The organism is Vibrio diazotrophicus, assembly GCF_038452265.1.
GTDB lineage: Bacteria > Pseudomonadota > Gammaproteobacteria > Enterobacterales > Vibrionaceae > Vibrio > Vibrio diazotrophicus.
Window position 1 is genome coordinate 771,941 of record NZ_CP151843.1, and the last position, 15,004, is coordinate 786,944.

15 protein-coding genes are annotated in these 15,004 nt (G+C 43.5%); 5 read left to right on the forward strand and 10 right to left on the reverse strand.

Annotated elements, in window-relative coordinates; genetic code table 11:
- Entirely contained in the window at positions 1-900 is a 900-nt protein-coding gene (locus AAGA51_RS18860; protein WP_042482969.1) for a glycyl-radical enzyme activating protein, read from the reverse strand.
- Positions 901-1,075: 175 nt separating this feature from the next.
- On the opposite strand from AAGA51_RS18860, the gene AAGA51_RS18865 reads away from it, so the two are divergent.
- Entirely contained in the window at positions 1,076-1,750 is a 675-nt protein-coding gene (locus AAGA51_RS18865) for a fructose-6-phosphate aldolase (protein ID WP_042483422.1), read from the forward strand.
- Between the two features lie 35 nt (positions 1,751-1,785).
- Here AAGA51_RS18865 and AAGA51_RS18870 read toward each other — a convergent pair whose 3' ends face one another.
- Positions 1,786-2,397 carry a HutD/Ves family protein gene (locus AAGA51_RS18870; protein ID WP_052404574.1) on the reverse strand — a complete coding sequence of 204 codons (612 nt, stop codon included), beginning with the start codon at positions 2,395-2,397 and terminating at the stop codon, positions 1,786-1,788.
- Positions 2,390-3,775, reverse strand: a complete 1,386-nt coding sequence (locus tag AAGA51_RS18875) for a formimidoylglutamate deiminase (RefSeq protein WP_042482966.1) — start codon at positions 3,773-3,775, stop codon at positions 2,390-2,392. Before AAGA51_RS18875 ends, AAGA51_RS18870 begins: the two co-directional genes overlap by 8 nt.
- A gap of 242 nt (positions 3,776-4,017) precedes the next feature.
- On the opposite strand from AAGA51_RS18875, the gene hutG reads away from it, so the two are divergent.
- Both hutG and AAGA51_RS18885 read left to right on the forward strand, forming a co-directional pair.
- Entirely contained in the window at positions 4,018-4,830 is an 813-nt protein-coding gene (gene hutG, locus AAGA51_RS18880; protein WP_042482962.1) for an N-formylglutamate deformylase, read from the forward strand.
- A gap of 150 nt (positions 4,831-4,980) precedes the next feature.
- On the forward strand, positions 4,981-6,303 hold the full coding sequence (locus AAGA51_RS18885) for a YjiH family protein (protein WP_042482960.1): 1,323 nt from the start codon (positions 4,981-4,983) through the stop codon (positions 6,301-6,303).
- 82 nt (positions 6,304-6,385) lie between these two features.
- Here AAGA51_RS18885 and AAGA51_RS18890 read toward each other — a convergent pair whose 3' ends face one another.
- The 4 genes from AAGA51_RS18890 to AAGA51_RS18905 form a co-directional block, all read right to left on the reverse strand.
- Positions 6,386-6,931: a GNAT family N-acetyltransferase gene (locus AAGA51_RS18890; protein ID WP_042482957.1), complete on the reverse strand. Its 546-nt coding sequence runs from the start codon at positions 6,929-6,931 to the stop codon at positions 6,386-6,388.
- Complete coding sequence (locus AAGA51_RS18895; RefSeq protein ID WP_042482954.1) at positions 6,931-7,425, reverse strand: GNAT family N-acetyltransferase; 495 nt, start codon at positions 7,423-7,425, stop codon at positions 6,931-6,933. The genes AAGA51_RS18890 and AAGA51_RS18895 overlap by 1 nt, the downstream gene beginning before the upstream one ends.
- 92 nt (positions 7,426-7,517) lie before the next feature.
- The gene (locus tag AAGA51_RS18900) at positions 7,518-8,018 is read right to left on the reverse strand and encodes a GNAT family N-acetyltransferase (RefSeq protein ID WP_052404573.1); all 501 of its coding nucleotides are present in this window, start codon (positions 8,016-8,018) and stop codon (positions 7,518-7,520) included.
- A gap of 11 nt (positions 8,019-8,029) precedes the next feature.
- On the reverse strand, positions 8,030-8,449 hold the full coding sequence (locus AAGA51_RS18905) for a rhodanese-like domain-containing protein (RefSeq protein WP_217995504.1): 420 nt from the start codon (positions 8,447-8,449) through the stop codon (positions 8,030-8,032).
- Positions 8,450-8,637: 188 nt separating this feature from the next.
- Between AAGA51_RS18905 and AAGA51_RS18910 the strand changes: the two genes are divergently transcribed.
- Both AAGA51_RS18910 and AAGA51_RS18915 read left to right on the forward strand, forming a co-directional pair.
- Entirely contained in the window at positions 8,638-9,489 is an 852-nt protein-coding gene (locus AAGA51_RS18910; RefSeq protein ID WP_042482950.1) for a LysR family transcriptional regulator, read from the forward strand.
- Positions 9,490-9,702: 213 nt separating this feature from the next.
- Complete coding sequence (locus AAGA51_RS18915; RefSeq protein ID WP_042482947.1) at positions 9,703-10,728, forward strand: LacI family DNA-binding transcriptional regulator; 1,026 nt, start codon at positions 9,703-9,705, stop codon at positions 10,726-10,728.
- Between the two features lie 92 nt (positions 10,729-10,820).
- Here AAGA51_RS18915 and AAGA51_RS18920 read toward each other — a convergent pair whose 3' ends face one another.
- The 3 genes from AAGA51_RS18920 to AAGA51_RS18930 are packed head-to-tail and all read right to left on the reverse strand — an operon-like array spanning position 10,821 to position 15,002.
- Entirely contained in the window at positions 10,821-11,903 is a 1,083-nt protein-coding gene (locus AAGA51_RS18920; protein ID WP_042482943.1) for an ABC transporter ATP-binding protein, read from the reverse strand.
- Positions 11,896-14,190: a glycoside hydrolase family 2 protein gene (locus AAGA51_RS18925; RefSeq protein WP_042482939.1), complete on the reverse strand. Its 2,295-nt coding sequence runs from the start codon at positions 14,188-14,190 to the stop codon at positions 11,896-11,898. The genes AAGA51_RS18920 and AAGA51_RS18925 overlap by 8 nt, the downstream gene beginning before the upstream one ends.
- A complete protein-coding gene (locus AAGA51_RS18930) occupies positions 14,190-15,002 on the reverse strand; it encodes a carbohydrate ABC transporter permease (RefSeq protein ID WP_042482936.1) in 813 nt (270 codons plus the stop codon). The genes AAGA51_RS18925 and AAGA51_RS18930 overlap by 1 nt, the downstream gene beginning before the upstream one ends.
- Between the last annotated feature and the right edge of the window lie 2 nt (positions 15,003-15,004).

The following is a 15,004-nucleotide window of genomic DNA, read 5'->3' on the forward strand; positions in this document are numbered from 1 at the left end:
TTAGCCTCTCACAGTGACATTGAGTTGAGTATGTTTACGCGCGTATTGTTGAGCTCTCTCTAAAAGTTGGGGGTTGCTCAGCGGTTTGTCTGAGCACAAGTACGGCATATCCAATAAACGGTATTTGTTGATCCCTAGTGTGTGGTAGGACAACAAGTGAAGTTCTTTGCAGCTTTGTAGAGAAGCAGCAAAGTCGATAATTTGTTTGAGTTCTTGATCTGTATCGTTGAACTCCGGCACAACAGGTACACGGATAACGATGCGCTTGGCGATAGAATCTAACTTGCGGAAATTTTCCTTGATGCGCTTAAGTGAACCTTTAGCCCATTGATTGAATTTGACCTCTTCGGTGTGTTTCAAATCAGCCAGCCAGCAATCAATAAAAGGCGCGACTTTTTCAACGTTTTTCCAAGGTGCGTGCATACACGATTCAATCGCAGTAGAGACACTGTTTTGCTTCAGTTTTTTGGCGATATCGGCAACCAGATCCGCTTGCATCAAGGGTTCGCCACCAGAAAACGTAACCCCTCCAGAGCTTTGGTCATAGAAGGGTTTGTCTTTCATCAATTCTTTGAACAGTTGTTCAGCATCTGCTTCTTGCCCACAGACGGTTAGCGCTTGTGTCGGGCAGATATTGTCTAGTTCCGCGAGATTTTCATTGGTAAGCAAATCTCTATCGATCGAAATAACACCATCTTGTTTGCTGATTGCCGAGCACGCTTTACTGCATATGTCACAATCCTCTAGGCAGATTCTCTGATCAAACAACAGCGAACGTTTTTCACTACGACTTTCAGGATTCTGACACCAAGGGCAAGCAAGCGAACATCCCTTCAAGAAAAGGATAGAACGGATTCCATCACCATCATGGGTTGAAAATCGTTGAATGTTGAAATACATGCCTTTCACCTAATAGCGCTAAATTCGATAATCTAGCTTTTCAAATTTTCTATATTTGAAATAATCAAACTTTCAAATGAAAGTTACATTGATCAAAATCAAAGGCTGGATAGGTAGTGTTCTTTATAGTTATGACAACGATGAAACTGAGATCTCGAACAAAGAGAGAAATATCATGATTGAACTGTACCTAGACACAGCCGATGTCGAACAGACAAAACGTTTTAACCAGTGCCTGCCACTGAAAGGAATTACCACCAATCCAAGTATTCTGGCCAAATCAAATCAAGGGCTAAAAGAGACACTACAAGGCATGCAACAAGCTTTAGGTGGTACACCAAGATTCCATGCTCAAGTGGTCAGTTCTACAGCCCAAGAGATGTTGGAAGAAGCGCGCCAGATTAACGAACTGCCTTACGATATGGTGGTAAAAGTTCCAGCAACGGAAGTTGGCTTAACGGCAATTAAGTTAATGAAAAAAGAAGGAATTCAAGTTCTTGCCACTGCTATTTATTCGGCTCAGCAAGGCTTTTTGGCCGCGCTATGCGGTGCTGATTACTTAGCGCCGTATGTAAACCGTATTGATGCAATGAATGGTAATGGCGTGGAAGTTGTTGCCGATCTTCAACTACTTTTAGACCAAAACCAGTTGCCAACAAAGATACTTGCTGCGAGTTTCAAAAATACTCAGCAGGCGATGGAAGTGATGAAACTTGGTATCGAAGCTATCACACTTCCTGTCGATGTTGCTGCTGCGATGTTTGCTCATCCAGCGGTTGCACCAGCAGTTGCACAGTTCGATAAAGACTGGAAGGATGCATTTGGCGACAAGCTTTCATTTGAAAGCTAACGAATCGTAAAAGTAACAATTGGCTGACCTTATGGTCAGCTAATTGTATTAGCAGTAATAACAATAAAAACGCCACAACCTTTTTGCAGCGTAATCTGACTATTCTGATGCAGAAGAACCGTGGCTTGATTTGGTATCGCGATACTTTGTTGTATCGTTTGCGACTGTACCAACAACTCACAATCACTGTTAGCGTAGAAGCCCGTGAATAGCGAGTGCGAATCACGGCTAACATCAAAAGAAGCAGGAGAGAAAATGGCTTGCACATCCGAACCTGCTTTGCCTTCTCGCACCATAATGTTGAGATCTTCAATTGCTCCGTTTGATAGGGTCGCATAGGTACTATCACCACCAGCGAAATGCGCAACAGATAACACTTGTTCAAGGTTATGTTGATACTCTTTTTGTGCATTTTTATGGGACAGAAACATCCCATTGCCCTTTAGCAAAACAAGCGTACGTTGCAGACCAGAAAAATCAGAGAACGCACCATCTTCAACCACAGCAGCTTGGCTTACACGATACAGAACCTCATCGTTTTCTTGGCTCACCGCTATTTCTAACGTTTCACCCAAGCCATTTTTCCAAGGCATGCGCATATAGTCAGATTGAGGAACTACGCTAAACAAGTTTGAGTGATTAGACATCGTAAATAACCTTCTTAATCACTTTAGAGAACTCTGGACGGCTTATCACATCTAGCTCATGTCGTCCTTCGCTAATCACTTGCTTGCCTGCAACAAACACATCTTTCACCACATTTTCGTTGCATGCGAACAACCAACGATTCAGTACATCTTTGGTTTCGCTTGCTCCAATAAACGGATGGCTATCATCAAGCACCATAAAGTCTGCGCGCTGACCAACCGATAAACCTAACTCTACGCCACATGACTGATTGCCGCCCAATAACGCTTGCTTAAACAGGTTATCACCAATGCTGGTTTGTTCGCCTCGATATAGACGATTTCGTTGTTGATCGCGAAGGCGTTGACCGTATTCGAGAATACGTAATTCTTCAACAATCGACAGGCTCACATGGCTATCTGAACCGATGCCCCAACGACCATTCAAACGTTCAAATTCAACTCCAGGGAAAATACCATCCCCCAAGTTTGCTTCTGTCGTCGGACACAAACCCACTACCGCTTTGCTGCTGGCAATTGCATTGAGTTCGTATTCATTCAGATGCGTTGCGTGAATTAAGTTCCAACGCTCATTCAAACCCACATGTTCATGCAACCACTCAACAGGACGTTGACCGCTCCATGCCAAACAGTCATTCACTTCTTTCTGCTGTTCAGAAATATGAATGTGTACCACTTTGTTGCTGTCTGATGAGCTCAATACTTCTTTGATTTGCTGCTCTGTTACCGCACGTAATGAATGGAAACAGATACCAAGGTTGTGCAGCTTAGAACCTGCTAAGGCTTGCTCACATTGACTTTGCAGCTCCAAATAGGAGTGTGACGAATTGATAAAGCGAGCTTGTCCTTCGTTCGGAGCCTGCGCACCAAAACCAGAATGAGAATACAAGACAGGCAGCAGAGTCAGACCAATACCAGAGCGATCCGCGGCATTGATCAACTGGTGAGACATCTCAGCTCGGTTGGCATAGTGTTTACCCGCAACATCATGATGTAAGTAGTGGAACTCACCCACTTGGGTATAACCCGCTTTAAGCATGTCGATATAAAGCTGGGTCGCGATAACGTTGGCTTGTTCTGGCGAAAGTTTTTGTACAATTTTGTACATCAGATCGCGCCAACTCCAAAAGCTATCATTCGGGTTCAAACACACTTCTGCCATTCCCGCCATTACACGTTGGAAAGCATGTGAATGCACGTTTGCTAAGGTTGGCAATACTGGGCCAATAAGCTTTGTTGCCCCCGCAACCGCTGAAGTATCCGATTCGACATGAGTAAACACTCCATCGGTGACTTCGAAAGAGACATTGTTATGCCAACCATCAGTAAGCCAAGCTCGCTCAGCAAAGAAATAATGACGTGTTTGAGTCCCTGTCATGGTGAATTCCTAATTCAAAAAAGTAATCACTTACGCTGTTTAAAATAAGTGTAATTTAGCTTTATATGTATATACAAGTTATATTTCCCCACTCAATTCACCTACAAAAAAAAGGGAATTTAATACAGAAAAAAGTGAGATAAACGCAATAAATAATTAACCTCTCACTTGCAACAACGTTTTATGACAGCTAGATTAACAAATGTATATACATTTAATAAAGATAACGGAGTATCTGTCAAATGAGTCAGCCAAATTGTGTGCGTTCACCATTCGAATTTCATCAAGGAAGCGTCCCACTATTAGTGAGTATGCCTCACTCTGGTCTAGGTCTGACTCCAGAAGTTGAACAAGGTTTAACGCAAGCCGCCAAGAAACTTCCAGATACTGACTGGTTTATTCCAGAGCTTTATGAGTGTGTAAAAGAACTGGGCGCGAGTGTCATTTCAGCCAACTATTCTCGCTACGTGATTGACCTAAATCGACCAAGTGACGACAAGCCACTCTACACAACAAAAACTACAGGCTTGTTCCCAGAGATCCTCTTCGACTCCACTCCAGTTTTCGTTGATGGTAAAGCACCAAGCGAAAGTGACCACGAACGCTATAAAGAACAGATTTGGCATCCATACCACTCCACAATTGGACAAGAACTAGCGCGCCTTAAATCTATTCACGGCTACGCAATCTTATTTGATGCCCACAGTATCGCCGCGCAAGTACCTATGTTGTTCGAAGGGACGTTGCCTGAATTCAACTGGGGAACCAACCAAGGCGAATCATGCAGCAACGCAATTGTCGATGCTGTGATGGGTGCGGTATCTGACCGCTATAGCCAAGTGCTCAACGGTCGTTTCAAAGGCGGTTTCATTACTCGCGGATTTGGTAAACCGAGCGAAAATATTCACGCCATTCAGCTTGAAATGTCACAAGACACTTACTTAAACAATGACGCACTCGCTCAAGGGAGATACGAGTTAGATGCGGAGAAAGCCATCAAAATTAAATCGCAACTCAACGCGATTTTAAGTGCTGTTCTAAAAGCACAGATTTAACTGTTCAAAGCAATAAAATTATTTGCCGTTTGGATGAACGGCAAGAGAAGAGCGTATAGAACGCCAAGATTAAAAGTTCAGTCAAAAACACGGAGCACGGGGCAGAACGACTGCCTACGTGCAAAGTTTCACTCACTAAGGAAGGTAACTATGGAAGCAACTGGATCCATGCTCACGAAACCTGTTTGGTCTTCAGCACTGAAACTGGTTCTGTTTAGCCTTATCGGCATCATCTTTTTCTTTGTACCGATCGAAATCAACGCAAAATCCACTATTCCACTCGACCACATGGTTTCTTGGCTACGTGCAACATCACCTAAAGGTGTTGAGATTTATGCACTGCTGATGATCATCGCTGGTAGCGTCTACCCTTTTGTTACAGGCAGTTGGAACGCAAACATAACGCAGAAAGTGCTTTCTGTGCTTAAAGTAGTCGGCGTAATTACTGCGCTAATGGCGTTTTTTTCAGTCGGTCCAGCACTGCTATTTGAAAAAGACATGCTGCCATTTCTATTTGGCAAGCTTGTTGTGCCAGTAGGTCTGATTGTTCCTGTTGGCGCAATTTTCTTAGCGTTTTTAATTGGCTTTGGTTTGCTTGAAATGGTTGGCGTGCTGCTTCAACCTGTGATGCGCCCTATTTTCAAAACACCGGGTAAATCGGCCATTGATGCTGTTGCTTCTTTTGTAGGCAGCTACTCAATTGGTCTTCTTATTACCAACCGCGTATACAAATCCGGTCAGTACTCAGCAAAAGAAGCAGCCATTATCGCTACAGGCTTTTCAACCGTTTCAGCAACCTTCATGGTCATCGTGGCTAAAACATTAGGCTTGATGGAGATTTGGAACCTGTTCTTCTGGAGCACATTGGTTCTGACTTTTGTCGTTACCGCTATTACGGTACGTCTACGTCCACTTGCTCGTTTAGATGATTCAAAGCCGATTGCTGATGAGGTTCCAAGTGATCTGCCACGCATCAAACAAGCCGTGAATGAAGGTCTTCAAATCGCAGACAAATCTGAGCCAGTGTTAAATAGCATCTTTAAGAACCTGAAAGAAGGTCTGTTAATGGCAATGAGTATTCTGCCATCAATCATGTCTGTGGGTTTGATCGGCTTGCTACTTGCTAAATACACACCTGTCTTCGAATGGTTGGGCATCATGTTCTATCCGTTCGCTTGGATAGCGCAAATGCCAGATCCTATGTTGGTTGCAAAAGCTTCAGCGACGGGCCTTGCAGAGATGTTTTTACCTGCACTGATTGCAGCGAAAAGTGACTTCATTACTCGCTTTGTGATTGGTCAGATTTCTATCTCTTCAATCTTGTTCTTCTCAGCGTCGATCCCTTGTATTTTGTCGACCGAGATTCCAATCTCAGTAAGACAGATCGTTGTAGTTTGGTTCCAACGTACCGTATTAACGCTGCTGTTAAGTTCACCGGTAGCGTACGCAATTCAGCACTTCGCGATGAGCTAATAGCGGTTAGATGAATGAAAAATCCCCACAGTGATTACAGTGGGGACTTTTGTTTCAGACGACTAGATAAATACAAATCTGCTTACCTGCCAAGCCAATGACTGCGGCTCAAACCATAAACAGCATGATCAACAACGCGACCATTGAGGATCTCCGCGCAAGTAATAATGCCTTCCAAGTTGAACCCCAAACGTTTACAAACATTACGACTGGGTGCGTTATCAACAGCGGCTGAAATCTCTACCTTCTGCATATTCAGTTCACGAAACGCCATTTCGATGAGCTTAGATACTGAACGGGTGACGATGCCCTTCCCCCTAAATTGTTCCCTCAGCCAGTAACCGATTTCGACCTTTTTAAGATCATAATTGATGGTATTGAAACTGATGTTTCCCACCAGCTCGTCTTCATAGAACATTGCACAAACCAGTGACTTTCCATCGGCATAATCGTGCAGCGAACGTTGAATGAAACTGAGAAAGAACGCTTCACTATCAGCATGAGGAGGCCAAGCTAACCACTGGCTTAAATACTCACGTTCACTTTGAACAATCTCAAAATAGCGAGCTGCGAATGAGGGCTGAACCAAAACCAGCTTTAAATCCTTTTCTATTCTCAGGCTAAACATTATTCCCCCTGTAAAGCGTATCTCATCATTTTGGCACCTTCACCATAGGTTGATGAAATGCTCTGCTTGTCTACTACGCTGAAGCCCATATTGATCCAAAACGTTGATGAATCTTGTACCGCCACCAAGCGAATTTCATCAAAGCCCATTGTTTTTGCTATTGAAATTAAGTGGCTAACCAACTTGCTTCCTATACCCTGCCCAGCGGCCTTATCTGATATTGCGAGATCGTGCAGAAACAGATATGAGTTTAAAACACCAGATTCTTCCGGTAGCGGTTTAAACAGTTTCGGCGGTGCTTGCTTATCCCAAGCGTGTGCCAAGAGGTAACCCAGCACTGACTCTTTATCTTGATACACGAAGCAGCACTGCGGTGTGCGACGCCATTTACTTTGCAACACCTCTATCGTTTCGGGCTCTACTTGCAAATAGACTTCAGATTGCACCGAGAGTATTCCTGCCCACGTATTATCATCAATTGGCTTTATTGACATTCTGACTCTTCAAATGGATGGCGGAGTTTTCTTTGTTTATGTGTACGGTTCTCAGAATGACATCTTCAAATGAAAGTCGCAATCAGGGATAACTAATTAAATTCATTGTGGTTCCAGAAGAACCTTTGCTTCTCTTTATCAATCGCTCCCAACCTGTGATAAAAGCCAATGGCGTTGGTATTTGATGTGGGTGTTTGCCACTGAATTTCTGATAAAGAACGTTCTTGCGCAAACTCTGAAGCTTTCATCAGCATCGCTTTGCCTAAGCCTTTGCCTCTGACTTCAGGTCTAAGATAAAGGCAGTCCAAGTAGAGATAGTGGTTCATATCCCACGTTGAAAACTGCTTTATCAGACTCATATACCCCACAATACTGCCATCGATTTCTACAACCCAAATTGCTGCGGGGTATGTTTGATTCTGTAAAGTCTGAAGCTGGCCAGATACAACCAGAGTGTGACCTTCATAATCTGCGTGCTCGCACATTAGTTGCCAAATATCGTAAGCATCTTCTGAGCAACTCATACGGATATCGATTCGTTGATTCACTATTTCACCCCAAGTTAACCTGTTCTCAGCTTCAGTTTTACTCATTAAACCACCATTTAGCTTTGCGCTTCACCTAATCGGCGATTCACAGGGTAACGCTCGAAATCTTCCCAATACTGAATACCACCAATCATCTCTTTAACAACAAAACCCAAGGCTGAAATTTTCTTAGCCGCTTTAGTCGCACCGTTACACCCTGGCCCCCAGCAGTAGACTACAAAAGTTGTGTCTTTCGGATAGTGAGCAAAAGACTCCGCATTGATGTTGGCGTGAGGCATGCTATCTGCAGTAATGGCGTGGCTTTTGTTGTAGGCCTCGACACTTCGAACATCGAGCAAAATGAACTGTTTGTTGTTCTCTTTGATATCGGCGTAAACATCTGAGCAATCCGTTTCAAAGCTCAGCTTGTTGCTAAAAAACGCATTCGCTGTTTCGCTGTCAGCCGCTGGGTGGCCAAGTACACTCGACATAGTCATAATGATTTCTCTCCTTAACGTTGTATAACCAAAGCCATGTTGTTTGTTTCCTAGCCAGTGTATTGACCAAGCATAGCGATGAGAATTCGTAGTTTCTGAAGGGAGCGTTAAGAGAAAACAAATATACTTTTGCTTCTGATAGCCGATAATGGAGCATCAATTGCTGAGAATGGAACGTGCTGGATTAGATGGAATTTTATCACCTACGCTCATTTGTTGTTGTCGCTCAAACAGGAAACTTAACCCTAGCGGCTAAGCAACTCTATACAACGCCACCAGCCGTCAGCGCACACATCAAAGCGCTGGAAGAAGAGCTGCAAGTGCCACTTTTTGTACGTACCAGTAAAGGGATGAAACTGACCGAAAAAGGCGAACTGTTGCTTAAAAAAGCGCAGAAAACCTTAGATTCCGCGTTTGATTTAGTTAACGCTGCGGCATCCAGTCAAGATGAAATCGTCGGAACGTTTCGTTTGGCATTGAATCAAAAACCAGCTCAGCTTGAAATCCCTCGCCTGATAGAGAACTTACTGGAAAGTACACCCGGTATTACATTGCAAATCCACCCTATGTCTACAGGGAAAACGATTGAAGCAATACGCTCTGAAGAGATGGACGGAGGTTTTGTGTATGGGGAAGTGCCAAGCGATTTTGTCTCAGTGAAAGTTAAATCGCAAAAAATCACAACGATTGCCCCATTTGGTTTTAACTCCGATACGCCCTTAGAAAAGAGTCACTGGATTACCATGGGTTACTACTGCCCGTTTGATGATTTTCTAAAATTGAAGTTGGGTGATGATATCAATGCCATTACCAGCAGTGATGATGATGCAACTCGCTTAGAGCTTGTAAGAAATGGATTGGGGCTGAGCTTTTATGAATTTCAAGACGCAAAGGAACATGCGCAGAACAATCAAATCACCATCATTCCAGATTTAGACTTCGAGGCTGAGCTCTATTTTATTGTGCCTAAAAACAAAGCGAATTCGCCGATTGCCAAAGCAGTTATGCAAGAGATCTGTGCAATCTGGGAAATGGCGTAGACTTCTAATGCCAATCAGAATCCCAAACAAGTGAGCTGTTATACATTAAGGAACTAGATCAGGAAGAAAACATAGGGTTGTGAGATTCCAAATTAGATTTAGAAAAGGAACACCTGAGATGTTTGCACTTGGTTAGTTCAACCGTTGACCAAGATCGCTTTCTTGTTAGGAAAAGTTTAGTAATATTTTAAGAAAATTTTTAGAGAATTTTCTTTGGCAACATTAAAAGACATCGCAGACAAAGTTGGTGTAGCATCATCAACAGTATCGAGAGTCCTGAATCAGGACGATACACTTTCCATCACTGCTGAAAAGCGACAGTTAATCAATAAAGTGGCAATTGAGCTGGGTTATCTTTCTCCTATCCAGCGTAAGAAGCAGCGCCAACAACAAAGTGCCATCGCAGCTCGCACCCACTACAAGCTGGCAAATGGAGACGCGCTAAACTTGGTGGTCGTTCATTGCCTTAGTCCCAATGAAGAACTAAACGACCCTTACTATACAGCGATTCGAATTGGCATAGAGAATAGCTGCCATCAACACAACATCGCTTTGCGTAATACATTTGCCAATAACTTGGCTGCGAACAGCAGTTTCTTACAACAAGCTCAAGCCGTTATTTGTGTTGGTCATTTTAAAGATCAAGATGTCACCCTCATCCAATCACTAAATCCTAACCTGATATTTGTTGATTCAAACCCGCTAGATAAACAATGCGATGTGGTGCAATTCGATAGAGAAGCTGCCTCACGAGAAATTGTTGGCAATATGATATCAGCCGATGTTCAGCGACCTGCATTTATTGGTAATGATGAGACCCGTTTACATGTTTTTCGAGAAATGACCCAAGCTCACGGCATCTACGATTCAGCACGCTGCAAGGTTAGCACGAACTTTTGCATTGAATCTGGCTATTTAGCTATGACAGAAATGCTGTCCACTCAACCTTGGCCTGATGTGGTCTTTGCTGCAACAGACATTATCGCCATAGGTGTCTATCGTGCCATCCAAGAAAGGGATATCGAAATTCCTAAAGATATCCAAGTGATCAGTATGAACGATATCCCTACCGCACAGCATATGAATCCAAGTCTCACGACAATGAGACTCTATGCGACAGAGATGGGAGAAGCGGCTGTAGATCTATTTATGGAACTCGTTGCTGGACGCCAATATCACAAAACCGTTCAGCTCGGCTATGAAATGATATGGCGCAAAAGTTTTGCTAAGCCACTCTAACTTCAGCTTCACATATGTTTAGAGGCAAAATAGATAGAAAAAGCGGCCGTTCAACGACCGCTTTTCTTTTTATCAAGTTTCAAACGATTTCGTTAGTTTATACGCAGGCCTTCTTCATTAAACAGATGGCATTGTTCACTGAAGCAGCTCAGTCCAACATCACAGTAGCTTTCTAATACTTGGTCTCCCACTAAGTGTACTTTGAAACTATCAACGCCAGCACAGTGGCCAAACATATATGTCGCGTTACCTAGTCGCTCTGTTACTTCATTACGCATCGTCAGATGAACATCCCCTTCTCTTTCCAAATTGAGATGTTCTGGACGAATACCGATTGTCACTGGTTGCCCTTCTGAGACCGTGTAATCACCGCGTAACAAGCTCACCGTATTGCCGTCCTTCAGTTTAATATTCACTCGTTCTTGTTCACAGCTCACTACCGTTGCGGGTAATAAATTCATCTTAGGAGAGCCAATGAAACCCGCCACAAAAAGATTTTGTGGCCTATTATAAAGCTCGATTGGAGAACCCACCTGCTCGATTCGCCCCTGATTGAGCACAACAATTTTATCTGCTAATGTCATCGCTTCAACCTGATCATGGGTAACATAGATCATGGTGTTTCCCATTTCCTGATGCAGCTTTGCTATCTGCAAACGCATTTCAACTCTTAATTCAGCATCCAAATTTGACAAAGGCTCGTCAAACAAAAACACCTTGGGGTCCCGAACGATTGCCCGTCCTATTGCGACTCGCTGACGTTGACCACCCGATAGCTCTTTAGGCTTACGATCGAGTAGGTGTTCTAGCTGCAAAGTTTTAGCTGCTCTCTGCACCAGTTGCTCAACTTCCAACTTTGGGCGACCATTCATTTTCAGACCAAAACCGATATTTTCAGCAACCGACATATGTGGGTATAAAGCATAAGACTGAAACACCATTGCAATACCACGAGCCGCAGGGTCAAGTTCGTTCACTCTCTGGTTGTCTATTTCAATTGCACCATCAGAAATCTGCTCTAATCCAGCAACCATACGAAGCAGGGTTGATTTACCGCATCCCGACGGTCCCACAAAAACCACAAACTCTCCAGACTCAATATCCAGATTAACATTGTGTATGGTTTGGACACTGCCGTAACGCTTAACGATGTTTTCTAAAGTGATATTAGCCATATTGAACCTCATTTTGAGTTTGTTGGCTGATGACCTGTTGATGTTGAACCAAAATAGAGCGAGAGAATTCGCCAAAACACGAACTCTTCAGTTTGATTTCGCCAGTTCCTTGTTGAAACGCTCGCACCCAGAAGCTAGCAACGCCGCCCTCTAGAGGTATTGATGTCGGGCCGATTACAGTGAGATTGTCACTGCTACTAATCTGAATAACATCTTTGAAATAAGGCAGTATTTGACCTTTTTGGTCGAGAGCTTTAATGACCACGTGACAGGTATCACCACAGTGAGCTTTTAAGCTATCTGTCTGCAAACGGATATCTAATAGCGTTGGCACCGGAGAGGCGGCAAGTTCGGTTTCAATACAAACAGTACCATCCACATAACCAGTGAACTTAATATCTTGCCAAGAGTTACCCCAGTCGCCCACAGGCAGATCTCTCTGATTAGTCACATCAACCACAACAGGCGGGTGTGGCAGATTCGGGAAGCGACCTTTGTCAGGGAAAAAGCTGCGACATACACCATCACCAATCTGAATATCAACACGATCACAGTTGGTCAAAATAATTAATGGAAGAGCTTTTGCCTCCGGACGTTCACCACGAGTCCAGTAGGTCACGGGATTAAGAATGACCTGATGTTTCGACGACATCTGACTGGCATAAACAGATGCAGCAAACTTTGGAACCCTGAATGCATCATTAACACCGTGGTAGCAGATTTTGTCACCACTTCCGAAGTCCCTGTGGGTGTTGTAATCAAATAAACACCAAGTGATGGCACCGCTAATATTCGGGTTCGAAAAACTGGCATTCAGCACTCGTAGATGACGCATCACATGCTCATTTTGCCAAACTTCGCAGTCAGTACGTTTGGTTGGGAACATATGCCCTGCATATTCAGTAACTAAATACGGAACGGGTTTATCTAAACCAGTGACAGTTTGCGGACTGCGCAGTTCAATATCCCCATTAGGATTCAAATGGCTATCGCTCAAAATGAAGTCGTTCATGGTATAAACATCTTCAAGATATTCACTGTTCTGAATGCAGCGTACACCACCCGTTTGTCGGCTAGGATCGAGTTTACGAGCCAATGCGTTTGTCTGAGTATAGAAGTCGTGGCTATCCACAGATTCATTAATGCGTACACCCCACAAAATGATGCTAGGGTGATTCCAATCGCGTTCAATCATCGCTCGCACATTATCAATTGATTTCTGCTGCCAAGCTTGGTCTCCGACATGTTGCCACCCTGCAATTTCCTCAAAAACAAGTAATCCCAGTTCATCGCATCGATCCAGAAAATGTACAGACTGAGGATAGTGAGAAGTGCGAATCAAGTTGAAGCCTAGTTTTTGCTTAGCCAGTTCCGCATCCAGTTGTTGGGCACGTTTACCCATCGCGTAGCCCGCATACGGATAACTTTGATGTCGGTTTACCCCGACCAACTGAAGTCTTTCATTGTTGAGATAGAATCCATCTACCCTGAACTCCGCTTCACGAAGCCCAAAACGGCACTGATAATAATCACTCAGATTTTCACCAAGCAGCTCTACTTGTAGCGTATATAAATTCGGGTGGTCTGGATGCCACAATTGCGCCTCAGTAAGTGGCTCGAAACACACTTTTATCGCTTGTTCATCTGACTGGCAATTCGTGATCCGCTGACTAGCGACTGTATTACCTTCGGCAGAGACTAGTGTTAGCTTCATCGTCAATGGCGCGTTGTAATCAGCCAGTTTTTCCAGATAAACCGTAGCTTCCACTGTTGGCTTTGACAGAACGTTAAAGGTATCGACTTTAACGTTCTTCACGCGTACCTCATCAAAGCGAGTTAAGTTCACGTCACGATAAATGCCAGGAAAGCAAAGAAAATCAATCATGCCACCAAAAGGTGGAATCGCTGGGTTTTCTCGTCCACTTAACGTGACAGTAATGTGATTGTCGCCTTCTTGTAACCAAGGTGACAGATGCACATCAAATGGTGTATAGCCATCGCTATGCTGCTTGGTCAACTTACCATTAACGTATACGTGTGCATCACACATCACACCTTCAAAATGCATAACCAGTTGCTTGCTAAAATCGGTTTGCGTCGCTTTTAAGCAATACTGATAAGTAAAATCTTGATGAAGTTTTGTTTCGTCAAAATAGTTCAGTGGGACATCAACCGCGTTGTGCGGTAACTCTATTTTCTGGCTACCCTGCACATGTTCAAGTGAAGCGTTGATGTGAAAGCCTGGGCAAAACACCCAGTTTTGAGACAATAATTGGGTATTTCGCATTATTTAACGGCTCCGGTCATACTGGCGATAAATTGCTTTTGCATCGCGAAGAAAATCAAAAGGCTTGGCAATGTGGAAAGTACTGTGCCAACCATAATCAGCCCAAAATCGGGTGAATATGCAGAAGCAAAGCTAGAGAGAATAAGGTTTATTGTTTTAAGCTCATTAGATTGCAGGACTATCAAGGGCCACAAGAATGAGTTCCAAGAGGACATGAATACGATAATGAAGGCGGCAGAGTAACTGGCTCGCATTATTGGTACGTAGACAAAAAGAAAAATTTTCCACTCCGCAACGCCTTCTACCCTAGCAGCATCAATAAGCTCCAGAGGGAAAGATTTGGTACATTGGCGAAAGTAGAAAATGATGAACGCGCCAGAAATGGTCGGCATTATCACAGCAAAGTGAGTATCGAGTAACCCCGCTTTACCAAACATTGTGAACAGCGGAATCATCAAGGCAGCGAACGGGATCATCATTGTCGTTAATAAAGCGGTATAAACACGTTCACGATTCTTGCTTTGATAAATTTCAAACGCATAACCAGCGATAGAACATATCGCTAGTGTCGCTACTGTACTGATAATGGCTATTTTGGCTGTATTCCAGAAAATTAAAGTCAAATCCACTTGGCTAGTCAGATTGTTGAAATTAACCAGTAGCTGGTCACCAAATGTATATTTTCCAATGTTTATATCACTAGTACGGTTGGTACTTGATACCACCATCCAGTAAAACGGAAATAGCGAGAAGAGACTGACAATACCTAAAAACAAGTGCATGAATAAGGTATAAAGTTGACTACGTTTCATGA